Annotated in this window: 22 protein-coding genes; 12 read left to right on the forward strand and 10 right to left on the reverse strand. The window is 63.4% G+C overall.

Features of this window, described 5'->3' with window-relative positions; all coding sequences use genetic code 11:
* Positions 1–632: cache domain-containing protein (locus WCE35_RS25710; RefSeq protein WP_424596117.1), on the reverse strand; the 632-nt coding region annotated here is incomplete at its 3' end.
* 167 nt (positions 633–799) lie between these two features.
* Positions 800–2,872 carry an AsmA family protein gene (locus WCE35_RS25715; RefSeq protein ID WP_424596118.1) on the reverse strand — a complete coding sequence of 691 codons (2,073 nt, stop codon included), beginning with the start codon at positions 2,870–2,872 and terminating at the stop codon, positions 800–802.
* 220 nt (positions 2,873–3,092) lie between these two features.
* Here WCE35_RS25715 and WCE35_RS25720 point away from each other — a divergent pair, with 220 nt between their 5' ends.
* The 5 genes from WCE35_RS25720 to WCE35_RS25740 all read left to right on the forward strand — a co-directional run bounded on the left by WCE35_RS25720 (position 3,093) and on the right by WCE35_RS25740 (position 6,764).
* On the forward strand, positions 3,093–3,767 hold the full coding sequence (locus WCE35_RS25720; RefSeq protein WP_424596119.1) for a Crp/Fnr family transcriptional regulator: 675 nt from the start codon (positions 3,093–3,095) through the stop codon (positions 3,765–3,767).
* A gap of 107 nt (positions 3,768–3,874) precedes the next feature.
* The gene (locus WCE35_RS25725; protein WP_424596120.1) at positions 3,875–4,087 is read left to right on the forward strand and encodes a DUF433 domain-containing protein; all 213 of its coding nucleotides are present in this window, start codon (positions 3,875–3,877) and stop codon (positions 4,085–4,087) included.
* 175 nt (positions 4,088–4,262) lie between these two features.
* Entirely contained in the window at positions 4,263–4,490 is a 228-nt protein-coding gene (locus WCE35_RS25730; protein ID WP_424596121.1) for a hypothetical protein, read from the forward strand.
* On the forward strand, positions 4,487–4,771 hold the full coding sequence (locus tag WCE35_RS25735) for a type II toxin-antitoxin system RelE/ParE family toxin (RefSeq protein ID WP_424596122.1): 285 nt from the start codon (positions 4,487–4,489) through the stop codon (positions 4,769–4,771). The genes WCE35_RS25730 and WCE35_RS25735 overlap by 4 nt, the downstream gene beginning before the upstream one ends.
* A gap of 355 nt (positions 4,772–5,126) precedes the next feature.
* Complete coding sequence (locus WCE35_RS25740; RefSeq protein WP_424596123.1) at positions 5,127–6,764, forward strand: glycosyltransferase family 39 protein; 1,638 nt, start codon at positions 5,127–5,129, stop codon at positions 6,762–6,764.
* Here the strand turns inward: WCE35_RS25740 and WCE35_RS25745 are convergent.
* The 6 genes from WCE35_RS25745 to WCE35_RS25770 form a co-directional block, all read right to left on the reverse strand.
* Positions 6,727–7,032 (reverse strand): DUF5615 family PIN-like protein, encoded by a 306-nt coding sequence (locus WCE35_RS25745; protein ID WP_424596124.1) that lies wholly within the window; start codon positions 7,030–7,032, stop codon positions 6,727–6,729. The two genes, WCE35_RS25740 and WCE35_RS25745, sit on opposite strands and share 38 nt — an antisense overlap.
* Positions 7,029–7,268, reverse strand: coding sequence for a DUF433 domain-containing protein (locus WCE35_RS25750; RefSeq protein ID WP_424596125.1), 240 nt, complete (start codon positions 7,266–7,268; stop codon positions 7,029–7,031). Before WCE35_RS25750 ends, WCE35_RS25745 begins: the two co-directional genes overlap by 4 nt.
* Positions 7,269–7,482: 214 nt before the next feature.
* Complete coding sequence (locus tag WCE35_RS25755) at positions 7,483–10,647, reverse strand: efflux RND transporter permease subunit (protein WP_424596126.1); 3,165 nt, start codon at positions 10,645–10,647, stop codon at positions 7,483–7,485.
* Positions 10,647–11,576: an efflux RND transporter periplasmic adaptor subunit gene (locus WCE35_RS25760; RefSeq protein WP_424596127.1), complete on the reverse strand. Its 930-nt coding sequence runs from the start codon at positions 11,574–11,576 to the stop codon at positions 10,647–10,649. The genes WCE35_RS25755 and WCE35_RS25760 overlap by 1 nt, the downstream gene beginning before the upstream one ends.
* Before the next feature lie 270 nt (positions 11,577–11,846).
* Positions 11,847–12,506, reverse strand: a complete 660-nt coding sequence (locus WCE35_RS25765) for an OmpA family protein (protein WP_424596128.1) — start codon at positions 12,504–12,506, stop codon at positions 11,847–11,849.
* A 146-nt stretch (positions 12,507–12,652) separates the two neighbouring features.
* A complete protein-coding gene (locus tag WCE35_RS25770; RefSeq protein ID WP_424596136.1) occupies positions 12,653–14,134 on the reverse strand; it encodes a caspase family protein in 1,482 nt (493 codons plus the stop codon).
* Between the two features lie 295 nt (positions 14,135–14,429).
* Between WCE35_RS25770 and WCE35_RS25775 the strand changes: the two genes are divergently transcribed.
* Together WCE35_RS25775 and WCE35_RS25780 are read left to right on the forward strand one after the other, a co-directional pair.
* Entirely contained in the window at positions 14,430–15,236 is an 807-nt protein-coding gene (locus WCE35_RS25775) for an N-acyl homoserine lactonase family protein (protein WP_424596129.1), read from the forward strand.
* 13 nt (positions 15,237–15,249) lie between these two features.
* Positions 15,250–16,131, forward strand: a complete 882-nt coding sequence (locus tag WCE35_RS25780; RefSeq protein ID WP_424596130.1) for an NAD(P)-dependent oxidoreductase — start codon at positions 15,250–15,252, stop codon at positions 16,129–16,131.
* A gap of 142 nt (positions 16,132–16,273) precedes the next feature.
* Here WCE35_RS25780 and WCE35_RS25785 read toward each other — a convergent pair whose 3' ends face one another.
* Entirely contained in the window at positions 16,274–16,741 is a 468-nt protein-coding gene (locus tag WCE35_RS25785; protein WP_424596137.1) for a MarR family winged helix-turn-helix transcriptional regulator, read from the reverse strand.
* 204 nt (positions 16,742–16,945) lie between these two features.
* On the opposite strand from WCE35_RS25785, the gene WCE35_RS25790 reads away from it, so the two are divergent.
* The 5 genes from WCE35_RS25790 (at position 16,946) to fahA (ending at position 22,502) form a co-directional block, all read left to right on the forward strand.
* Positions 16,946–18,559 (forward strand): FAD-dependent oxidoreductase, encoded by a 1,614-nt coding sequence (locus tag WCE35_RS25790; RefSeq protein ID WP_424596138.1) that lies wholly within the window; start codon positions 16,946–16,948, stop codon positions 18,557–18,559.
* 8 nt (positions 18,560–18,567) lie between these two features.
* Positions 18,568–18,798, forward strand: coding sequence for a DUF2783 domain-containing protein (locus WCE35_RS25795; protein ID WP_424596131.1), 231 nt, complete (start codon positions 18,568–18,570; stop codon positions 18,796–18,798).
* Between the two features lie 33 nt (positions 18,799–18,831).
* Positions 18,832–19,788: an MBL fold metallo-hydrolase gene (locus tag WCE35_RS25800; RefSeq protein WP_424596132.1), complete on the forward strand. Its 957-nt coding sequence runs from the start codon at positions 18,832–18,834 to the stop codon at positions 19,786–19,788.
* Between the two features lie 2 nt (positions 19,789–19,790).
* A complete protein-coding gene (gene hmgA / locus WCE35_RS25805) occupies positions 19,791–21,137 on the forward strand; it encodes a homogentisate 1,2-dioxygenase (protein WP_424596133.1) in 1,347 nt (448 codons plus the stop codon).
* Between the two features lie 90 nt (positions 21,138–21,227).
* Positions 21,228–22,502, forward strand: coding sequence for a fumarylacetoacetase (gene fahA, locus WCE35_RS25810; protein WP_424596134.1), 1,275 nt, complete (start codon positions 21,228–21,230; stop codon positions 22,500–22,502).
* Positions 22,503–22,599: 97 nt separating this feature from the next.
* Here the strand turns inward: fahA and WCE35_RS25815 are convergent.
* The coding region (locus WCE35_RS25815) for a DUF1272 domain-containing protein (protein WP_424596135.1) at positions 22,600–22,850 on the reverse strand (251 nt) is incomplete at its 5' end.

Raw genomic sequence — 22,850 nt, forward strand, 5'->3', positions numbered from 1 at the left:
CTCGCCAGCACCTGGCCCCTGGAATCGACGACATAGGCGAAAGCGGCCTTGCCGACCTGGGCATCGCCGAGAAAATCCGACAGGAAACCGAGATCGATTTCAGCGACGGTGACGCCGGCATCGTAGCCGGAGTGCGACACCGCGATCGACATCAAAGGCCGCGCATCCCTGAAATAGGCCGGCGCGAAGCTGGTGCCCCGGGAGAGCGTATCGGTGAAGCGGACGTCGCGGGAAAAATCCGCGTTGCTGCCGATCGAAAGCGTCAGGCGCGACAGCCGCAGCGTTTCGCGGCCACTGCCATCGAGCTGCGAAAGCTGGTTGACCGACGGCACCTGGTTGAGCAATTGCGCGTAGTCCGCACGGCGCGCCTCGATCGTGGTGCGGGAGGCGCGCGTCACCCAGCTGATCTGCCGCTCCAGCTCGGACATCGATTGCTCGATCCGCGTCGCGGTCGCCTCGGCCTTTTCCGACATCGCATCCGTCAGCGTGCTGCGGATCGCGCGGTAGCTGATCCAGGTTTCCAGCGCGCCGTTGACGGCGAGCACGAACACCACGAGGCCGACCAGCGCGACGACGTATTTGGCGAACAGGCCTTGCCTCAGGAACCCGGTCTTGTCGGTGACCCCGTTCATCCAGACCCTCGTGCACCACCGCGACGTGCGCGCCTGCCGTCATCGCCTCGGCTGCCCTTGCTCGCAAGCGCCGCGTTCGGGCCTGTTTATCACGAATTGAGGGAATTGGCCGGGGCCTCGGCCAGCATGGTTAGGATGGATTGGGGTCCCCCGATCGATGGACGGGTTCAGCGGTTAAACAGTTGCCGCAAGACCTCGTTCATCGGCTGGCTGTCCTGCGGCTGGGTTGCCTCGCTCTCCGCCGGCGGCGATGGGGCGGATGGTGCAACCGGTGTGGCCTGGGCAGGCGTCGCCGGGGCGGGAATGCTGCGGCCCTGGCTCGGGCGCGCGCTACCTTGCCCCTGAGCCTGGCCCAGTCCGTTCAATCCTTGCTGCAGCAGATTGCCAATCGTTTCGCCGAGCTGGCCGCCAAGTGGATCGGATGGTTTGCCGGCGCCGCTCGCAGGACCGCCCGTGGCACCACCCGCGGCCGCACCCGTGTTTTGGCCGCCGCCGAGCAGTCCGCCCAGACCGCTGATCGCGCCAAGTCCGGCGCCATTCGGCCCGAACAGGCCCTTGCCCATCTCCTTCAGCTTGGCGTAGGCGGCGTCGGGATTGTCGAGGATGCCCTGCATGTCCGGATAGATGCGCGGCTCGGCCCACGGGCCGTCGATGATGACGGGAATGCCGAGCCCGACCGGATCGCCGGCGCGGCCCTGACCTTCGGTGGTCATCACGAGCTTCGGCTCGACCCGGAATCCGATCTGCTTGGTGGGAAGGTCGATGGTGCCGACGCCGGTCATGCGCACCAGCGGTCCGACCAGGTTGAGATCGGTGGTGGTGGCCTGACCCTTGTCGATCTTGAACGAGGCGGAAAGCTGCGTCAGGTCGGTCGCCTGCTCCTTGTTCTCCTGCCATCCCGACAGCGGGCTTGCGGTCAGCGAGCGGATCATCTGCGCGACGTTGAGGCCGCGGACCGAGCCGTCCTGAAGGACCGCGAACACCGTGCCTGCGAGGTTCGACATGATCGCGCGCTGGCTTGCGCCGGAGGAGCGTACGCTGATCTTCGCCTGCATCTTGCCGTCGAGCTTGTCGAAATCGGCGACGCTGCGCAAGAGCGGCAAGGCGCGCACGCCGGTGAGGTCCGCGCGCAGCGCGAAAGCCGGATTGCCGGTCGAGGCATCGATGGTCAGATCGCCATTGGCGTGACCGTCATAGGCGCCGAGGTTGGAAAGCTGCGCCTTCAGCACGCCGCCTGCGAGCGCGGCGTCGATCGCGGCCGGCGCAAAGCGGCCGTCGCCGATATCGAGCTCTGCCGCGGAAATTTTCGCCTGCGCGTCAACATAGTTCAGGCCGTTCAGGTCGATCGACGCATTGCTCCAGGGCTGCGATGCCCCACCGGTGCCGCTCTTCGCCATTGCGAACGCCAGCCGCTGGAAGTCGAGATCGAGCTTCACCAGCGGCTTGCTGGAAAGGTCGACCGAGGCCCAGCCGTTGAACGCGCCGTCGCCGAGCGTGCCGGTCAGGCCGTTGATCATCACCACCGAGCCGTTGAGCCGCACTTCCGCCCTGGCCGACAAGGGAGCCTGCAACAGGCCCGGCGCCTCGAATTTAAGTTCGGCCGGAATGTTCTGCCGTTCGATCGGCGGGGCGGGCGGCGCGGCCTTGATATCGAACTTCAGCGGGTGATCGCCGGCGCGGGCATTGCCCGTGATCCTGATCTGGCGATCGCCGTCGATGGTGACGTCGGCGTTGACGGTTTCGATACGGTTTTCGACGCGGTCGCGCAGATTGGAAAACACGATCGTGCCGCCGGTGATGCTGACATGCCCGATCGAGAAATTGGTGTCGCTCGCACTGGAAGAAAGAGTTTTCGCAGACGGATTGCTCTCGCGCACGCGCTCGCGCTGCAGCGGCAGATTGAGGACCGGACGGACGATCAATATGTCGGTGATCTGCGGACGGCCCGACCACAGGCTTGCCAGCGTGATCTCGGCCTCAATGCTGCCGGCGGTCAGGCGATTGTTGATGTCGCGGTCTTTCGGATCCTTCAGCGCGATGTCGCTCAAGGTGAGGTTGAGCGATGGCCACAGGCCGATCTTCGCCCCGCCGTTGATGGCGAGCTTGTAGCCGGTATCGCGCTCGACCCGCGCCTGGATCGCCGACGTCAGGAAGCCCGAGGGGACCCCGACCACCGACAGCAAAGCGAGGATGACGGCCACGGCGCCGATCGCGGCGCCGGCGATTTTCAATGCTTTCATAGCTACATTCCAGACCCGGCAAACGGCATTGAAGCCGGCCAAATCATCATCTGACCTGGCCGGGCGCACGAGCTTATCCCGGAAACGGGAGTTCGCTCAAAGCGGCCAAAAATAATCAGGAGTTACTGCAAAGTTATGTGACATATGACACACTTCCCCGGGGCCGAATTTTGTTAACCAGCCGTCTGCAGCGGTTGGGGTCGATCTGGAAGGCGGTACCATGAGCAAGCAGGCTGAATTTGCGGTTATTTTGAAGATGAATCCGATGTTCGCGGACCTGGGGACCGAAGAACTGCAGCGAATTTCCGGCCTTTGCCATACCCAGCAGCTCGCGGCGGGGGAGATGCTGTTCCAGAAGGGCGATCCCGGCGACGCCCTGTTCGGGGTCCGCCGCGGCCAGATCCGGATCGAGACCGGCGCCTCCGACGGCAGCCGGCTGACGCTGAATTTCATGGGTCCGGGCGACCTGTTCGGCGAGGTTGCGGTGCTCGACGGCCAGAGCCGCACCGCGGACGCGACCGCGGGCGAGCCGAGCGAACTGTTCGTGCTGCGGCGGGAAGACTTTCTTTCGCATCTCGAACGCGAACCAAAGGTCGCGATCAAGATCATCATGCTGTTGTGCCAGCGCATCCGCTGGCAAAGCGAGCGGATGGAGGAATCCGTGCTGCAGCCGCTGCCGGTGCGGCTGGCGCGAAGGCTCGTCGCGCTGGCCTCGGATTTCGGTTCCGAGGTGCACATCTCGCAGGAGCAACTCGGTGTCTTCGTCGGCGCTGCGCGCGAAAGCGTCAACCGTCAATTGCAGGCCTGGCGCAAGGACGGCATTTTGGACCTTCAGCGCGGGCGGATTCTGCTGCAGAACATGACCAAGCTGACGGCGGTGGCGAGGAACGAGTAGGGGAAACGGCGGTTAGACGGGCGTCATCTCGCATCGTCAGGCCTGGGGGCACCGGTGCCACAATCCGATATTTGCGTGTTCTCGGGGTGAAGGTGTAATCTGTCGAGATGAAACAGCCGATTGTCTCGATCAGCCCTGACGTCATGGGCGGCGCAGCCGTGTTCCACGGGACAAGAGTCCCCGTGCAGACGTTGCTTGATTATCTCGAGGCTGGCGAATCGATCGATGACTCTCTGGCAGGTTTCCCGTCAGTTACGCGAGAGCATGTCGTCACGTTTCTGGAAGAAGCCAAGACGCGAATGGTCGAAGCGGCTTCGTGAAGGTTCTACGAATACCTCAACGGTCCACCGCAGGCCGGGCGCAAGGACGGCATCCCCGACCTGCAGCGCGGGCGGATTCTGTTGCAGAACGTGACCAAGCTGACGGCGGTGACGAGGAACGAGTAGGGACTTCCCCTGTATCGTCAGGACTCCCATGTTGTGATATGATTACCAGATGAACAGAATACTCAAAGAAATGATCGAGCATGCCGCAACCTGGCCCCAAGAGGATCAGGAGGAACTTGCCGAGTACGCCCGGGAAATCGAGGCGCGTCGGACAGGTGTCTACACGATGTCGGACCAGGAGCGCGCGGCGGTCGCGAGGGGATTGGCTCAGGCGGATCGTGGAGAATTCGTGTCGGACGAGCTGATTGCAGAAGCCGACAAGCGCCACGAAGGATGAGGGTTCGTTACACGCCTGAGGCGTTCTCTGATCGAGAACAAATCATCGAATATCTAGGAGAGCGGTCGGCGATCGGCGCGAGGAATGTGGCCGCGAGCATTCGCAAGACCGTGGCCCAGCTAAAAGACCATCCACAAAGCGGGTATCGGACCGACGATCCCGATGTTCGCGTCATATTTGTTGCTCGTTATCCCTACAAGATCTTCTATCGAGTGCGAGACGAGGTCGAAATCTTACACATTCGACACACATCTCGAAGGGCATGGACTGGCGACAGATAGTCGGATCGCAAGCTTCCGTTACTCCGCGGCAGGCGAGGCGAGGCTCGGCGGCACCGGCGGTGGCCCCTTCGCAGGCGGCTTTTTGTGGTAATCGGCCGTTGCATACTCGGTCTCGCGGCTTGAGACGATCATCTTTTTTTACCGAACCGCCGCTAAATGAGCGCGCCGATGTCGTCCATCATCATGAACATCGCGGGGCGGAACATCTTCGGACCCAAATTTATCTCAATTGCGACATCAATCTTCAAAAATTGGAACATTAAGATTCTGCAAGTTCGATGAACACGCCGCAAAGCAATGCAGGCTCAGTTGTCGAGGTCGCTCGCGAGGGCGGCGGGTGGATTGCTTTGTGCCCATGGATCTTGCGTTCTCGGGGTTGGCAACGCGCTCGGAAGTATCCCCCGCGCGTTGGCGGAAACCGTTTCTGATCTGGCTGGATGGGATCGAGGCGGGCTGGTCTATTCCGCTTCTGCTGAGCGGATTTGTGGCGGTCTGGCTGCTCTATCTCGCCATTGCCTATCTCGGCGGCGATCTGCATCCCGATGTCCTGGAAACATGGACGCTTGGACGGAGCATGGAGTGGGGCTACTCCAAACATCCGCCATTAATGGGATGGGTCGCGCGGGCATGGACGACGGTGTTTCCGCTCGCCAACTGGTCGTTTTACCTGATGGCATTGACCAATTCGGCGGTCGCGTTATGGGCGGTCGACCTGATTACGCGCCGCTTCGCGCGGGGCGACAAGCGAATGGTCGTGCTGCTGCTGCTCATGCTGCTGCCGACCTACCATTTTCATGCCCAGCGCTTCAACGCCAACGCGGTACTTCTGGCGGCCTGGCCGATCGCGACCTATTGTTTCCTGAGATCGTTTGAAACCCGCGAGCTGAAATGGGCCGTGGCCGCCGGCGCGACCGCCGCGCTCGCGATGCTCGGCAAATATTACTCGGCGTTTCTGATCGTCAGCTTTCTTTTCGCCGCGATCTGCCATCCACAGCGACGCGCCTATTTCGGCTCGCCAGCCCCCTGGGTTTCCATTCTGGTTGGTTTCGCTGTCCTGTTGCCGCACCTGCACTGGCTGGCGACGACGGGCGCGAAACCTTTTGCCTACGCGCTTGAGCGACATGCCGGCAAGGATTTTGGCCCTTCGCTGATCGAAGCGATGCTTTTCCTGCTGGGCGTGGCCCTCGTGCTCGCGATGCCCACGGTGACATGGGTTGTGATCGCAGGAAACCGCCTGAAAAAGTTCTCTCAGGATTTTCGAGCAATGAATTCAGGCCTGCTGCTGCTGTTCTTTGTCAGCGTCGGGACCATCGTCTTTCCGGCCGTCACGTCGATCGGGCTCGGCTCCGACATGCCGCCGATCTGGGCATTGCAGGGCCTGTTCCTGTTTGCCATCCTGATTGTCTGCGGCGCGAGTTACCGGATCGAACGCTTTTATTCGGTGAATCTGGCGGTCCTTGTCATCGGCATCGCGGTGCTGTGCGCCGGCATGGCGGCGCCCCTTCACGCCCTTTATCGGAACTTCCATCCCTTGAATGAGGGGCGCAATTTCTATCAGCAGTCCGCGCTGGAGTTGACCCGGTTATGGCACATTCATTCCGACGCCGCACTTACAGCGGTCGGCGGCGACGAAGGCCTGGCCTTCGCAATGGCATTCTACAGCCCGGATCACCCTGTCTATGACGAGCGGCTGGTCCACCCGTATGCGGAGAAATTGCCGCGGCAGGTGGCCTTCGCGCGAGGATGGGCGGCCCTGTGCTATGAAAGCGATGCTCATTGCGTCGCCGCGATGGCGAGCACCGCGGCCCGGGCTTCGCGGTTCGTCAGAACCGAGTTCGTCGTTGGCTCGATGCTGTTAGGTCAACCCGGCGCTACCCAGCGCTTTACCGCCCTGATCGTTCCGCCTTCCCGCGAGGACATTGCGCCGCCGCAGAGCCCGGGTCTGGTCGAAGATTTCAGTGCCATTCGTCGCAGCCGTCCGCAATCCGACTGAACGGGGACCAGGCGTCTTCAGCCTCGGTCCAGTCACCATTGCGGAACAGGATCAAGCTCGGTTCGCTGGCGCGTGCGATCGCAAGCAGGCGCGGATAGTCGAGATCGGCGGTGACCACTGTTCGCGCCTCCTGCTTCGCGCGGGCCATAATCTCGCTGTCGGTGGCACGGTGAAGTTCTAAATCGGTGGCATGCACGGCATCGTGGCCTTGGTCGGCAAGCCACACCGCCACGGCCGGCGACAGCGGCATGTCGATCGGGAATCTCACTTGGCCGGAGCGGAGGGTAGCAGTTCGACTGTCTCGTCTTCAGCGAGGAAAGCCGCGTAGCGCAAGGCCTCGTCGATGTCGCCGGCCTCGATATAGGGATAAGCCTTCAGGATCGCGTCGCGCGTCTCGCCGGAAGCCATCAGCCCGAGCAGGCGCGCCACCGGAAACCGTAGCCCGCGAATACAGGGCTTGCCGGTGCACACCGCAGGATCGATGGTGATGCGGGTAAAGAGCATGACGGCAGAATAGCATGCTGAGGTAAATCTTGCCAATGCGTGGGTTGGGTCTGCGTGGGTTGGGTCAAACAGGCCATCGCCCGGCCGAGCGAGGCTATATCGGGAAACGGTCCCGCATGCTTTCGGCTGAGGAAAACACCGCTTGCGGGGTGCTTCCGATCTTGCTCTCAACAAAGCCCAAAACGACGTGGGAATAAGAATGCTGACCGCCGCCTTACTCCGCCGCCGGCGAGACGAGGCTCGGCGGCACCGCAGGCAGCCCCTTGGCCGCCGGTTCGCCGTGATGATCCGCTGGCCCATGCTCGTTCTCGCCGCTCGAGACGATCAGCTTCCTGCCGAACCGCCAGAACAGCGCGCCGATGTCATCCATCATCATGAACATCGCCGGCACGAACACCAGCGACAATACCGTCGAAAACACCAGGCCGCCGATCACGGCAAGCGCCATCGGCGAGCGGAATTCGCCGCCGGCGCCGAACGCCAGCGCTGAGGGCATCATGCCGGCGGCCATCGCGATGGTGGTCATCACGATCGGGCGCGCGCGCTTCATGCCGGCGTCGATGATCGCCTCGTCGCGCGGCCTGCCTTCGCGCATCGACTCCACCGCGAACTCCACCAGCATGATGGCATTCTTGGTGACGATGCCCATCAGCATCAGGATGCCGATCCACACCGGGGTGGTGAGCTGCTTGCCGGTCACCAGCAGGGCGGCGATAGCGCCGCCGATCGAGAGCGGCAGCGAGAACAGGATCGTGATTGGCTGCAGGAAGGTGCCGAACAGCAGCACCAGCACCGCATAGACCATCATCAGGCCGGCGGTGATCGCGGTGGCAAAGCCCTCCGACAATTCATTGAGGCTTTCGGCATCGCCCGATGGACTGACTTTGACGCCCTTGGGCAGGCTCTTCATGACCGGCAGGTCGTAGATCTTCTTGGTGGCGTCGCCGAGCGCGGCGGTGCCGACGAGGTCGGCCGCGACCGTGGCCTGTCTTTCGCGGTCGTAGCGGTTGATGCTGGTTGGGCCCTGGTCGAGCTGGATGTCGGCGACAACCGATAAAGGCACGCCGCCGCGCTCGCCGCGGGTGCCGAGTGGCACCCGCAACTGCTCGAGCATATGCAGGTCGCCACGCGCGCTGTCCTCGAGCTGGACGCGGATCGGCACCTGGCGGTCACCGGCATCGAATTTCGCCAGCGCCGGACCAACGTCGCCGATCGTGGCGACGCGGATGGTCTGCGACAGGCTTTCGGTGGAGACGCCGAGCCGCGCCGCCAGCTCCGCGCGCGGCCGGATGCGAAGTTCGGGCCGGTCGAGCGCGGTTTCCGAAATCACGTTGGCAATGATCGGAATCCGCTTCATCTGGGTCGCCAGCTCGTTGGCGACGTTGTTGACGATGTTGCTGTCAGTTCCGGTCACGACCAGCGAGATCGCGCGCAAGCCGTTCTCGTCGAGAAACCAGAACCGGATATCCGGAACGTTCTCGAGTTCCTTGCCGATATCGAGCTCGAGCAGGCGTTGGGTGTGTGCGCTGTCGCGCTCCTTCTTCGGCGTGTAATTGATGATCAGCGCGGCGCGGCGCACTTCCAGCGTGCCCGGCGGCACGCGGCCGCCATCGACGAATATGCTTCGCACTTCGGGTCGCTTGCGCAGGCGCGCGACGATTTCCTCGGTGACCTTCTCGGTAAAGGCGAGCTGCGAGCCCGGCGGCAATTCCATCGCCAGCAGCGAGCGCGCGGTGTCCTGCGCCGGCAGAAAGCCTTGCGGCAGCAGCGTGATGCTCCAGATCGAGGCAGCGAAAATGCCGAAGCCGATCAGCACGGTGATCAAATAGTGCTTCACCGACCAGGTCACGAGCCCGATGTAGGCCCGCAGCACACGGCCGGGCGGCGGGTCTTCGTGGGGGTGGTCCTTGAGGAAGTAGGCGGCCAGCACCGGCGTGACGAAGCGCGCGGCGAGCAGCGAAAAGAACACCTGCACCGACACGGTGATGCCGAACTGCTTGAAGAACTGCCCGGCAATCCCTGACATGAAGCTCGCGGGAGCGAAGATCGCGATGATGGTCAATGAGATCGCGATCACGGCGAGGCCGATTTCATCGGCAGCTTCCAGCGCGGCGCGGTAAGGCGTCTTGCCCATGCGCATGTGGCGCACGATGTTCTCGATCTCGACGATGGCGTCGTCGACCAGGATACCGGTCGACAGCGTGATGGCGAGGAAGCTGACGAGATTGAGCGAGAAACCGAGCAGGTCCATCACCCAGAACGCCGGGAAGATCGACAGCGGCAGCGAGATCGCGGCGATGATGGTGGCGCGGATATCGCGCAGGAACAACAGCACGATGATGACGGCGAGGATCGCGCCCTCGAACAGGGTCGAGATCGCCGCCACGTAATTGCCCTTGGTGAATTCGACCGAGGTGTCGATCAGCTTGAGATCGACGTCGGGATAGGCGACCTTCAGCGCATCGATCCGCTTCTGCACGGCGGCGGCGACCACCACGTCGCTGGCGCCCTTGGAGCGCTTGATGCCGAGCGCCACCACCGGCTCGCCGTTGAAGCGGGCGAAGGTTCTGCGGTCGGCGATGGTGTCGGTCACGGTGCCGAGATCGTCGAGCCGGACTTCGCCGCCGCCGAACAGCGGGATCATGGTGCCGGCGAGCTCGTTGAGCGTCTTGGCGCCGGCCAGCGTCCGGATCGCCTGGTCGTTCTTGCCGATCTCGGCGCGCCCGCCGGCGAGGTCGACATTGGTGCCGCGCAGGATCTGGCTGACATTGACGGCGGTGAGCCCCGCGGCCTGCAGCCGGTCGGGATCGAGCGATACCAGAATCTCGCGCTCGACACCGCCGATGCGCTCGACCTGGGCGACGCCGCGCACGCCCTGCAGCGCGCGTTTGACGACGTCGTCGACGAAATAGGACAGTTGTTCGGGCGTCTTGCCCGGCGAGATCGCGGCATAGGTGACGATCGGCAGGCCGATCACGTCGACGCGCTGGATCAGCGGCTCGGTGACGTTTTGCGGCAGGTTGGCGCGCACCCGCGTGACGGCGTCCTTGACGTCGTTCAGCGCCCGGTCGGTGTTGGTTTCAAGCGCGAACTGGATCGTGGTCAGCGACAGCCCGTCGGTGATCGACGATGAAATGTGCCGCACGCCCTCGACGCCCGACACGCCGTCTTCGATGGTCTTGGTGACCTGCGACTCAAGTTCCGAAGGCGCGGCGCCGAACTGCGAGACCGCGACCGAGATCACCGGAATGTCGGCGCTCGGCAGCCGCGTCACCGCGAGCTTGGTGAAGCTGATCCAGCCCAGCGCGAGCAGGATGATCGAAAACACGATGGAAGGCAGCGGATTGCGGATCGACCATGCCGAGATGTTCAAAGCCATTAGCGTGCCTGCGTGCGCTCGAGTTCGTCGGCGAACATGGTCTTGATCTGGTCGCCGTCATGCAGCGACGTGCCGGCGTCAGCCACGACGGTTTCGCCGACATCGAGGCCTTCGAGAATTTCCATCGAGGTATCGGACGTCAGCCCGACCCGGACCCTTCGCGTCTCGATCGTGTTGCCCTTGACCACTTGCAGCGTGGTGCGGTCGATCGCGGTGCGCGGAACTGCGACGCCGCAACTGCGTTTGGCGTCGATATTGGCGCGGGCGAACATGCCGACCTTGAGCGAGGGATTGTTGGTCAGCGATATCCGGACATGACCGAGCTGGGTTGAGCGGTCGATCTGCGGCGAGATCTGGCGGACCTTGCCGACCATGTCGGGCGCATCGTCGCGGCTGATCCGCACCGTTGCGCCGGGATTGAGCTTCAGCAAATGAATGCTCGGCACTTCGGCATCGAGCTCGATTTCGTTGTTGACGGCAATCCTGAACATCGGCCCGGCCTGCGGCGATGCGGGCGCTCCGACGGCGGTCCTGACTTCGGTGACGAGGCCCGCGGCGGGCGCGCGCAGTGAAAGCGCCGCCGGCCGGGAGCCGCCGCCTTGCGCTTGCTGCTGTTGCGGCGGCGGGGTCAGCCGCGCCAGTTCCTGGTTTTCGGTGACCATGTCGCCTTCGCGGATGAAGAGATCGGTGACCTTGGAACCCTCCTGGTCGACACCGAGCTGCGCCTCCCGGCGCGGCACGATGAAGCCGGTGACGCGCACCATGTCGGAGAAGCAGGCATTGGTGGATTTGGTGACGACGACGAGGGCCTGGCCGGGCGTTTCCTTTTCCTCGGGACGCGAGCGGTTCTCGAACCAGTAATATCCGGCGGCCAGAACGGCAAAGAATGCCGCTCCAAGCGCGGGCCTGAGGTATTTTGAGAGCTTCATCGCCGGATCAATCCAGACCTAACGTGATGTGAAGTGGGGGCTTCCAACTGCCGATGGGCTCGGCACGAACCCAACAATAAATTCGTCCCAGCGGGGTGCGCGAAGGTATTTATAGCGTTTTCGAGCGACGTGGATACCGGTTCGCGTAAAGAAAACGCGCCAAAATAACAAAGCAAAGAGCCCTTGCTCCGCTTTCATCGGAGCAAGGGCTCCAGCCTCAAATGTCATACCGCGCTACGCCCTGTTACCCGGACAAATTACCTGGACAAGCTACTTGGACGCGGTGGCCTTGTTTTCCATGTTCACGACCTGCACCCGGCGGTTCACTTCCGCCAGCGGCTGGCTCGGGTCCTTTAGCTTGCTCTTGCCGTATCCGACGGTAACGAGGTCGGCGCCGTTGATGCCGTATTTGTCGACGAGGTGCCGCTTGATCGAGTCGGCGCGGCGCTCGGACAGGTCCTGGTTGTAGGCCTCGCTGCCGGCGGCGTCGGTGTGGCCCGCCACCACGAAGGTCGAGCCCCTCAAATCGGCGTTGGTCAGGGCGCGGCCCAAAGCCTGCACCGACGGCAGCGACTTGGCGCTGATCTGGGCCGAGTTGTAATCGAAGTTGATCTCGAGGTCGATCTTCGGCTTGTCCTTGACGATGGTTGCGATCTCTTCGCGCTCGGTAACCGACAGCGAACGCGTCGGGCGGCCACGGATGGTCTGAACGAACTTACTTTCGGCGGCGGCCGCGGCCGGATCGGCCTGCGGACCCGCCGACAGGCCGCGGGTCAGCGGCTTCTTGTCGGGGGTGAGCGCCTTGAGGATTTGCTGCTCGGTGACCTCATCGCCAGCCCGGGCGGTTCCGGCGCCAAATGACAGCGCGGCGCCGATGGTCAGGATCGAAAGCATCGCGGTCAGATTTTTCTTTCCAGAGATATCGAACATTGCAAGTCCCTCCTGCGCTGTTGGCGCGGCTCCAAATGCTCATAAAAAGGCTGCCGGAAAGCCGGTCCCGGCGTACCGCTTTCCCTTTAGTCTACGGCGCCGTCCCGAGGTTCGAGGAAGCGCCGGCCTTGACCTGAAAATTATCGTCACTGCACGCCGTAATCGGCGAATTCCTTCGCGATATTCGGGTCCATGGCCTTCGCATTGGCGATATCCAGATCGCCTTCCGCGATCGAGCCGTTGCGTTTCCTGGCAAGGCCGCGTCCGTACAGCGACGAGGTCAATCTCGGGTTGATTTTGAGGGCGGCATCGAAATCAGCAATTGCATTTTTCGTCTGCCCGCTCTTCAGGTTCACGAGCCCGCGGCTGTCGAGCGCGTCGACGAAATTCGGCCGCAGCCGAAGCGCCTCGTTGCAATCCTTCAGCGCCGCCTGCAGGTCGCCGATCACGGTGCGCGCCCAGCAGCGGTTGTTGTAGGCCTCGACGTCCTTGGGATTGAGCCGCAGCGAATTGTTGAAATCCTTGATGGCGAGGTCGTAGGCGCCCTTGCTGGCATAGACCTGACCGCGCCGGTACAGCGCCGCCGCATCGTCGGGATTGTCGTTGAGCTTGGCGGTCAGGCTCTTGATGGTCGGATCATCGGCGAGCGCCAGCACGGTTGGGGAGCTCTCGGCCGGCTTGGCCGGCGGCGGAGGGGATGGCGGCGGCGCCGGGATCTCAACCTGCTTGGGCGGCGGCGGAGGAGGAACTTCGACCTGCTTGGGCGGTGGTGGCGGCGGAATTTCAACCTGCTTCGGCGGCGGTGGCGGAACAACTGTCGCCTGCTCGACAGGAGGGGCGGGGGCAGGCGGTGGTGGGCTCGCCGTCTTGGGGCCCGAACCCGGAATGAAGGAAAAATCCTCGGCCAGCGACGATGAAATCCACGGCACCTGCTCGCTGCGCGATGCCCGGGTGACGCCGACCCGGGTGCGGTTCAGCGTTTCCTCCGCCATCAGGTCGGGGGTGCGAATTTCCTTCAGCAGTTCCCGCACGAACAGGCTGCGGTCGGTGCCATTGTCGGAGATGACGGAAGACAACGCCGCCGAATACATCACCAGCGTGCCGTTCGGCGCGATGACCGGCGCGAGCCCCGCCGAAAAGCTGCGGAAACGGCGCTCGAACGGATTGCGCCTGGAGGCGTCGATCAGGGCGATCTTGACGCCGGCGCCGCGGCTGTTGATTTCGCCGAGCACCGTCTCGAGGCTGAAACCGTCGCGGCGAACATCCGCCTCGGTCCAGATCTGCGCATCGACCGGGATCATGAAGCTCTGGCGGCTGGACTGGACGCCAAAACCCGAGAAGAAAATCAGCGCCACCGAGCCCGGCTTGATCTTGCCGTACAGCCGCTCGAAGGCGCGGCGCATCGCCTCGCCGGTCAGGTTCTCTCCGACCTCGACATTGAAGCCGTCGCGCTTCAGCTCCTCAGCGACGTCGCGCGCGTCGTTGATCGGCTCCTTCAGCGGCGCCTCGGCGTCCGGATATTTCGCGTTGCCGATCACCAGCGCGTAGCGGTCGCCCGCTGCCAGCGACGAAACGGTCGACGCGACCGAGAAAATCAACGTGACGAGCAATGCGAGGGGGATTTTCATGGTCACGGCAGTCCAGCCAAAATGGCGCCGATACCAGCTGGCGCCGCGGCGACCTTACTCTACGCGAACCGCATTATCAAACCGGTGCTGCAGGCCGTCAACCGCTTGCAGCAGCATCGTTAATTGCGACAATGGACCGCGACGCGGCGGTCGGATGCGAGCCAATGTGATCCGTCTCACATAGGATGCGCGGCCCGGTCATGCGGCCGTCACGCGCTTCCGGGATTTGACCTTTGCCGATGGCGATGGCTTGGTTCGCCCAGCGGCGATCTGACACTCAAGAAAAGCGAAATCGATGGCAAACGCCTACGAAATCTATGCCCTGCGTTATGCGACCATGTCGCCGCGCACCCCCCATATGAATTATCTGGTGCCGGATCCGCACGAGACCACGGCGCAGGATCTCGATTATTTCGTCTGGCTGATCCGTGGGGTTGGCCGCGACATCCTGGTCGATACCGGCTTCAATGCGGAGGAGGCAAAAGCGCGCGCCCGCAAGCTTATGCTCAATCCGGTTGAGGCGCTGGCGGCGTTCGGCGTCAAGGCCGAGACGATCGGCGACGTGATCGTCACCCATCTGCACTACGATCACGCCGGCAATCTCGACCGTTTCCCCGGCGCCCGGTTCCATCTGCAGGATCGCGAGATGAGCTACGCGACGGGGCGTTGCATGTGCAACGGCATGCTGCGGCATCCGTTTTCGGTCGAGCATGTGACGCTGATGGTGCGCCATGTCTATGGCGAACGCGTCATTTTCCATTCCGGCGATGGCGAGGTCGCGCCTGGGGTGACGGTGCATCGGGTCGGCGGCCATTCCGATGGCCTGCAGGTGGTACGGGTCGAAACCGCGCGCGGGCCGGTGGTGTTGGCGTCCGACGCGGCGCACTACTACGCCAATTTGCAACGCCGCAGTCCGTTCCCGATCGTCTACAATGTCGGCGACATGGCGCAGGGCTGGGAGATCGTCGAACGGCTTGCCGGCCATCCCGATCGCTTCATTCCCGGCCACGATCCGATCGTGCGCGAGATCTATCCGCGCGCCAGCGACAAGGTCGATGTCTTTGCCCTGCACCTGCCGCCGTCGCGCTCCTTCGTGAAATAGGCTCGGTCCGGAAATGGCTGCGTACAAGACCGTCGGCTTCATCGGCCTTGGCGTGATGGGCGAGCCGATCTGCCGCAATCTGGTGAACAAGAGCGGCAAGCGAATCATCGCGTTCGATCTGTCGCCGGATCCACTGGCGCGGCTGGGCGCCGAGGGCGCGGAAATCGCGGGCAACGCGGCCGATGTCATCAAGCAAGCTGATCTGCTGTTTCTTTGCCTTCCGAGCGCCAAGCATGTCCGTGCGGTGTTCGAAGGTGACGGCATTCTGAAGAACATCAGGCGCGGGCAGGTCGTGGTCGATCTCGGCACCTCCTCGGTCAGCCAGACCCGCGACTTTGCCAGACAATTGCAGGAGAAGGACGCGTTCTGGGCGGACGCGCCGATCGCGCGCACGCGGCAGGCGGCGCAGGACGGTACGCTCAGCGTCATGGTCGGCGCGACGCCCGCGCTTTACGCCGATATCGAGCCCCTGATCCGCTGCTTCGCCACCGACGTCACCCGTTGCGGCGCCGTCGGCGCCGGGCAGGTGACCAAGATTCTCAACAACATGGTGCTGTTTGAGACGGTCAACGCGCTGGCCGAGGCGGTCGCGGTCGCCAGGCATAGTGGCGTCGATCCCAGGTTGTTGCTCGATACCTTGTCAAAGGGCTCGGCCGACAGCTTTGCGCTGCGCAACCACGGCATCAAGGCGATCGTGCCCGGCGCCTTTCCCGAACGCGCCTTCTCGACCGAATATGCGCTGAAGGATCTGTCCTACGCACTGGAGCTCGCCGCCGATGCCGGGATCAGGATCCGCGGAGCCGAACTGATCGGCCAGGTGTTGCGGGAAGCCATCGATGCCGGTTCGGGTGGCGCGTATTTTCCGGTCATCGCCAAGCTTATTGATCGAGGCTAGGGCGCCACACTCGTCATTGCGAGCCACCGGGTCGCGCGAATGCGCGCCCGATGACAGGCTCCGCGAAGCAATCCATCGTGCCGCGCAAAGAAAGAGTGGATTGCTTCGCTGCGCTCGCAATGACGTGGAGAGAGAGTGTGTCTCAATACGCCTCCTTGGCGTCCGCCTCCTGGCGGGTCTGGACGAGATCGAGGCTCCTTTCGATCTTGCCGAGCAGGGAAGCAAAATCGTTTCGCTCCTGCGCCGAGAGGCACGATAAAATCTCCTTCTCCTTGCGCAGCAGACGCGGGATCAGTTCCTCGTACAGCGCCTTGCCTTTGCCGGTCATGCGCAGCCGGAATTCGCGGCGGTCGTCGGCATTCTCGACGCGCTCCACCAGCCGCCGCTTCATCAGCGCCGTCACCGCGCGGCTGATGGTTGACTTGTGGGTCCGGGTGCATTGCGAAATGTACTGCGCGCTGCAGGCATCGTTGCGGAATCCGAGCGTCGCCAGCACGCGCCATTCCGGGATGTCGAGCCCATAGCGCTCCTGGTACTCGACCGACAGTGCGCCGCTCACTTCAGCCGCCAGCCGGTTCAGCCGAAAAGGCACGAACCTGAACAGGTCCAGTCTCCGGCTTTTGCGGAGTGCGCTTTGCTGCCGCGAGGCGGCAGTGACCCCCGATCGCGCCGGCGACACGCCGTTGCCCGAAACCGCTCTTGGCAAGAATCGCTCCAATTTTAGTTGACGGACGGACGCGCACGCGATTTAAGATCGTTGCAGATGCGACTACTTTAGCAAGGTCGCACTCCCTTGGCGAGCCGCAAGGTGATCATGGCGCAGACCAGGACCCAGTTCGGCTATCGCCGCCATCCCGACCAGGATCGGACCGGCGCCACTGTCGCGGAACATCCCGTGGTCGTGGTCGGCGCCGGCCCTGTGGGACTGTCGCTTGCGATCGATCTGGCGCAGCGCGGCCAGCCCGTCGTGCTGCTCGACGATGCCGACCGGATCGGCGAGGGCTCGCGCGCGATCTGCTTTTCCAAACGCTCGCTCGAATTCTGGGACCGGCTCGGCATCGGTCAACGCATGGTCGACAAGGGCGTGGTGTGGAGCGTCGGCAGGATTTTTCACGGCACTTCCCAGCTCTACCAGTTCAACCTGTTGCCGGAGGAGGGCCACAAGCGGCCGGCCTTCATCAATCTGCAGCAGTTCCATGCCGAGGCCTATCTGGTCGATCGGGTCGGTGAACTTCCCGCGATCGGCCTGCGCTGGCGCAACAAGGTGGTCGGGCTGGAACAGCACAACGACCATGTGGCGCTGACGGTCGCGACGCCGGATGGGCCATACAAATTGAACGCCGACTTCGTTATCGCCTGCGACGGTGCCCGCTCGTCGTTGCGGCAAATGGTCGGCGCGGAATTTTCGGGCCGGGTATTCGAGGATCAGTTCCTGATCGCCGACGTCAGGATGACGGCTGAATTTCCAACCGAGCGCTGGTTCTGGTTCGATCCACCGTTTCACGCCGGCCGCTCGGCGTTGCTGCACCGGCAGCCGGACGACATCTGGCGCATCGATCTGCAGCTCAGCCGGTTTGCCGATCCTGCGTCTGAAAAGCTGCCGGAGAATGTGCGGCCGCGGATCGCGCGCATGCTCGGGCATGACAAGTTCGACTTCGAATGGATATCGCTCTACAAATTCCAGTGCCGCCGGATGGACAGGTTCATCCACGGCCGCGTAATCTTTGCCGGCGACGCCGCGCACCAGGTTTCGCCATTCGGCGCCCGTGGCGCCAATTCGGGGCTTGAGGATGCCGAAAATCTCGCGTGGAAGCTCGATCGCGTGCTGAGCGGGATTTCGCCGGAACGCCTGTTGCAGAGCTATGACATCGAGCGCAGCGCCGCGGCGGACGAGAACATCAGGGAATCGACCCGCTCGACCGATTTCATGGCGCCAGGTTCCCATCATGAAGCGCGGTTGCGCAAGGCGGTGCTGTCGCTGGCGAAGGATACCGAGTTTGGCAAGCGCATGGTCAATGGCGGACGGCTCTCGGTGCCCTCGATCTATGAGACGCCGCTGTCGACGGCCGATGGTGATGCATGGCGCGGCGGCCCTCGGCCCGGCACATCGATGCCGGATGCGCCGATTGCCGAACGCGGCGGACGTTCGATGTTCCTGACCGACGCCTTCATCCGGAGTGGAACGCGGTTCACGCTGCTGGAGTTTGGCAATGGCGCGGCCGTCGAGGCGCCGAGTGATCTCGGCGTGATCCGCATTGGCGGTGATGACGGTTTGGTCGACGCCGAGGGCCTCGCCGGAAAGCGCTACGACGCAGAGCCCGGCGCGACCTATCTGCTGCGGCCTGATGGCTATGTCGCGGCGCGGTTCCGCCATCCGACGCGGCCGGCAGTTGACGCGGCGCTGGCGCGTGCGTCCGGTCTGAACTGAGGTCGATCATGGCACTCTCCACCAGTTCGAACTTCGCCCGGCCGGACGATGCCTTCCGCGCCATCGTCGAGGCGCATCGCGGCTTGAGCGAGACGCAGAGCGCCGATCTCGATGCCGCATTGGTGCTGGTGCTCGCCAACCACATCGGCGATCTCGACGTGCTGTGCGAGGCCATCGCGCTGGCCAAGCGGCGGATGCTGGATACCGGTCAGCAACAGCAGCAGCAACAGCAACAATAGTTCACGGGTTCTAGCCAGGTCAGGAACGAATTGATGGCGAAGGGTTTTGCGTCCACCACCGATCTTGCGGAGAAGAAAATCACCTTCTCCGAGATCGGCACCGATCTCTACGCGTTCACCGCCGAAGGCGATCCCAATTCCGCCGTGATCGTCGGCAACGACGGCTGCATCGTGTTCGACGCGCAGGCGACGCCGGCGATGGCGAACAAGGTGATCGAGCGGGTGCGCGCCGTCACCGACAAGCCGATCAGATATGTGGTGCTGTCGCATTATCACGCGGTGCGCGTGCTCGGGGCGTCGGCCTACAAGGCGCAAGGGATCATTGCCTCGCAGGAAACCCACCGCCTGATCGCGGAGCGCGGCCAGCAGGACTGGGATTCCGAATATGGCCGTTTCCCGCGCCTGTTCCAGGACGCCCAGAGCATTCCCGGCCTGACCTGGCCGACGCTGACCTTCGAGGGCGAGATGTCGATCTGGCTCGGCAAACGCGAAGTCCGCCTGATGCAGCTCGGCGCCGGTCACACCTCCGGCGACATCATGGCCTGGGTGCCTGACGCGGAGGTGATGTTTTCCGGCGACCTGATCGAATATCATTCGGCCTGCTATTGCGGCGACGCGCATTTGCGCGAATGGCCGGCGACGCTGAATGAAATCCGCGCCTTCAATCCCAAGGCGATCGCGCCCGGCCGCGGCGACGCCCTGAAGGGGCTTTCGACCACGCGCGAGGCGATCGCGATGACGCGCGATTTCGTCACCACGCTCTATGGCGCGGCCGAGACCTCGGTCGCCAGGGACCGCAATCTCAAGGAATCGATGGCGGCGACGCGCGAAGTGATGGACCCGAAGTTTTCCAGTTTTGCGATCTACGAACACTGCCTGCCGTTCAATGTCTCGCGCGCGTTCGACGAGGCTTCGGGGATCGACGATCCCGTGATCTGGACCGACAAGCGCGACCGGGAAATGTGGGCCAGCTTGCAAGGAGGAGGATGACCATGAATATCAACCCCTCGCCTGATACCATCAACCGCAACGCGGTCAACGTCACGCCGGGCTACATGTCCGGCTTCGGCAACAGTTTTGAGACCGAGGCGCTGCCCGGCGCGCTGCCGATCGGGCGCAATTCACCGCAGCGCTGCGCCTATGGGCTCTATGCCGAGCAGCTCTCCGGTTCGCCGTTCACGGCGCCGCGCGGCAGCAATGAGCGATCCTGGCTCTACCGCATCCGCCCGTCGGTGAGACACTCCGGGCGCTTCGCCAAGGTCGATGCCGGGCTGTGGCGGACCGCGCCGTGCCACGAAGTTGAATTGCCGATCGCGCAGTTGCGCTGGGATCCGGCGCCGATCCCGAAAGAGGACATGAGCTTCCTGCAGGGCGTGCAGACCATGACCACGGCAGGCGACGCCAACACCCTGGCCGGCATGGCCGCGCACGTCTATCTCATCACCCAGTCGATGGTCGATCAGCATTTCTACAACGCCGACGGCGAGATGATGTTCGTGCCGCAGCAGGGCAGCCTTCGCCTCGTCACCGAGCTCGGCCGGATCGATGCCGAGCCCGGCGAGATCGTGGTGATCCCGCGCGGCGTGAAATTCCGCGTCGAAATTCCCGCTGGCCCCGCACGCGGCTATCTCTGCGAAAACTACGGCGGCGCCTTCACGCTGCCGGAGCGCGGCCCGATCGGCGCCAATTGCCTGGCCAATTCCCGCGATTTTCTCACGCCGGTCGCAGCCTATGAGGACAAGGATACGCCGACCGAACTTTACGTGAAATGGGGCGGCGCGCTGTTCAAGACCACATTGCCGCATTCGCCGATCGACGTGGTGGCCTGGCACGGCAATTACGCGCCCTACAAATACGATCTGCGCTCCTTCTCGCCGGTCGGCGCCATCGGCTTCGACCACCCCGATCCCTCGATCTTCACCGTGCTGACCGCGCCGTCGGAAACCGCCGGCACCGCGAACATCGATTTCGTGATTTTTCCGGAGCGCTGGATGGTGGCGGAGGACACCTTCCGTCCGCCCTGGTATCACATGAACATCATGTCGGAGTTCATGGGCCTGATCTACGGCGTCTATGACGCCAAGCCGCAGGGCTTTGTCCCCGGCGGCATCAGCCTGCACAACATGATGCTGCCGCACGGGCCCGACCGCGAGGCGTTCGATCACGCCAGCAACAGCGAGCTGAAGCCGGTCAAGCTCACCGGCACCATGGCTTTCATGTTCGAGACGCGATTCCCGCAGCGCGTGACCGCGCATGCGGCGAGGTCGGCGACGCTGCAGGAGGATTATGCCGATTGCTGGAAGGGGCTGGAAAAGCGGTTCGATCCGAGCAGGCGGTGAGGTAGTTTGCTATCCGTCATTCCGGGCCTGCGCCCAAGCGGGTGCATCCCGGAATGACGAAGGATAGCGTTCGCAAGCAGGAATAATACCGTGCCCCACCCCAACGATCCCAAACTCCGCTCCTTCGTCGACGTCGATCCCGCCTCGGATTTTCCGATCCAGAATTTGCCTTACGGCGTGTTCTCGACGCAGGCTGCGCCCGCGCCGCGCGTCGGGGTCGCGATCGGGGACCGCGTCCTCGATCTCGCAGTGCTGGAGAGCGAGGGCCTGATCGACCTGGCGCCGGCCTACGACGTGTTTGCGCAGGCCTCGCTCAACGCCTTTATGGCGCTCGGGCCGAGGGTCTGGTCAAAGACCCGCGTGCGGATCAGCGAGCTGCTGCGCCATGACAATCCGAAACTGCGCGACGACAAATCGGTGCGCACGCCGGCGCTGGTGCCGATGGCGGACGCCAGACTTCATCTGCCGTTCGAGGTCGCCGGTTACACCGATTTCTATTCCTCGAAGGAGCATGCCACCAATGTCGGCGTCATGTTCCGCGGCAAGGACAATGCGCTGCAGCCGAACTGGCTGCACATGCCGATCGGCTACAACGGGCGCGCGTCAACGGTTGTCGTCAGCGGCACCAGGGTGCGCCGGCCGCGCGGGCAACTAAAACCGCCGGCCACGGATGCGCCGAGTTTCGGTCCCTGCAAGCGGCTCGATTTCGAGCTCGAAATGGGCGTGGTGGTCGGGCAGTCCTCGCCGATCGGCGAGATGCTCGGCGAAACGCAGGCGGAAGAGATGATCTTCGGCTTCGTGCTGTTGAATGACTGGAGCGCCCGCGACATCCAGCAATGGGAATATGTCCCGCTCGGGCCGTTCCAGGCCAAGGCGTTTGCGACCTCGATCAGCCCGTGGATCGTGACCCGCGAGGCGCTGGAGCCATTTCGGGTGCATGGTCCGGCGCAGGACCCGGTGCCGTTGCCCTATCTGCGGCAGGCGCAACCGAACAATTACGACATCGAGCTCGACGTGGCGTTGCGTGCGGCGCAAATGAACCAGGCCGCCGGCATCTGCCGCACCAATTTCAAATACATGTACTGGTCGTCGGTGCAGCAGCTCGTGCACCACGCCTCGTCCGGCTGCGCCATGAATGTCGGCGATCTCCTGGGGAGCGGCACCATCTCCGGCCCCGAAAAGCACCAGCGGGGCAGTCTGCTTGAACTAAGCTGGAACGGCACCGAGCCGGTTGAGCTTCCCGGCGGCGTCAAGCGCACCTTCCTCGAGGACGGCGACTCGCTGATGATGCGCGGCTGGTGCCAGGGCAATGGCTATCGCGTCGGTTTTGGCGAGGTCGAGGGGACGATTCTGCCCGCCTCATGACCCGTCATTCCGGGGCGATGTGAAGCATCGAACCCGGAATCTCGAGATTCCGGGTCTGATCCTTCGGATCATCCCGGAATGACGATGCAGAGATATTTTATCGATCCCGCGGCGGAATATCCCGCAGCCGCGCCGAATGCGCGGCGGTGTCTTCAAAACTGTATTTCAGATGTACGCGCTTGTCCGACGTCGGTTGCTTCGCCACCGACGCGCCTGGCCGCCGTTCGGTGGCGGGGCGGATCGGCCGCCGCTCAAGGCCGCCGCCGCAGTTCGGGCAGACGTTGTAAAGCTTGGTCTCGACGCAGTCCGCGCAGAAAGTGCATTCGTAGGAACAGATCCGCGCTTCCA

This window comes from Bradyrhizobium sp. (genome assembly GCF_049691595.1).
Taxonomy (GTDB): domain Bacteria; phylum Pseudomonadota; class Alphaproteobacteria; order Rhizobiales; family Xanthobacteraceae; genus Bradyrhizobium.

Bases quoted from the DNA above. Each gene is read 5' to 3' on its own strand.
- WCE35_RS25735 (WP_424596122.1), top strand. From the start codon at position 4,487: ATGAGGGTTCGTTACACGCCTGAGGCGTTCTCTGATCGAGAACAAATC.
- WCE35_RS25730 (WP_424596121.1), top strand. From the start codon at position 4,263: ATGAACAGAATACTCAAAGAAATGATCGAGCATGCCGCAACCTGGCCC.
- WCE35_RS25725 (WP_424596120.1), top strand. From the start codon at position 3,875: ATGAAACAGCCGATTGTCTCGATCAGCCCTGACGTCATGGGCGGCGCA.
- WCE35_RS25775 (WP_424596129.1), top strand. From the start codon at position 14,430: ATGGCAAACGCCTACGAAATCTATGCCCTGCGTTATGCGACCATGTCG.
- WCE35_RS25755 (WP_424596126.1), bottom strand. From the start codon at position 10,647: ATGGCTTTGAACATCTCGGCATGGTCGATCCGCAATCCGCTGCCTTCC.
- WCE35_RS25795 (WP_424596131.1), top strand. From the start codon at position 18,568: ATGGCACTCTCCACCAGTTCGAACTTCGCCCGGCCGGACGATGCCTTC.
- WCE35_RS25780 (WP_424596130.1), top strand. From the start codon at position 15,250: ATGGCTGCGTACAAGACCGTCGGCTTCATCGGCCTTGGCGTGATGGGC.
- WCE35_RS25715 (WP_424596118.1), bottom strand. From the start codon at position 2,872: ATGAAAGCATTGAAAATCGCCGGCGCCGCGATCGGCGCCGTGGCCGTC.
- WCE35_RS25800 (WP_424596132.1), top strand. From the start codon at position 18,832: ATGGCGAAGGGTTTTGCGTCCACCACCGATCTTGCGGAGAAGAAAATC.
- WCE35_RS25790 (WP_424596138.1), top strand. From the start codon at position 16,946: ATGGCGCAGACCAGGACCCAGTTCGGCTATCGCCGCCATCCCGACCAG.
- WCE35_RS25740 (WP_424596123.1), top strand. From the start codon at position 5,127: ATGGATCTTGCGTTCTCGGGGTTGGCAACGCGCTCGGAAGTATCCCCC.
- WCE35_RS25720 (WP_424596119.1), top strand. From the start codon at position 3,093: ATGAGCAAGCAGGCTGAATTTGCGGTTATTTTGAAGATGAATCCGATG.
- WCE35_RS25760 (WP_424596127.1), bottom strand. From the start codon at position 11,576: ATGAAGCTCTCAAAATACCTCAGGCCCGCGCTTGGAGCGGCATTCTTT.
- WCE35_RS25765 (WP_424596128.1), bottom strand. From the start codon at position 12,506: ATGTTCGATATCTCTGGAAAGAAAAATCTGACCGCGATGCTTTCGATC.
- hmgA (WP_424596133.1), top strand. From the start codon at position 19,791: ATGAATATCAACCCCTCGCCTGATACCATCAACCGCAACGCGGTCAAC.
- WCE35_RS25770 (WP_424596136.1), bottom strand. From the start codon at position 14,134: ATGAAAATCCCCCTCGCATTGCTCGTCACGTTGATTTTCTCGGTCGCG.
- WCE35_RS25750 (WP_424596125.1), bottom strand. From the start codon at position 7,268: ATGCTCTTTACCCGCATCACCATCGATCCTGCGGTGTGCACCGGCAAG.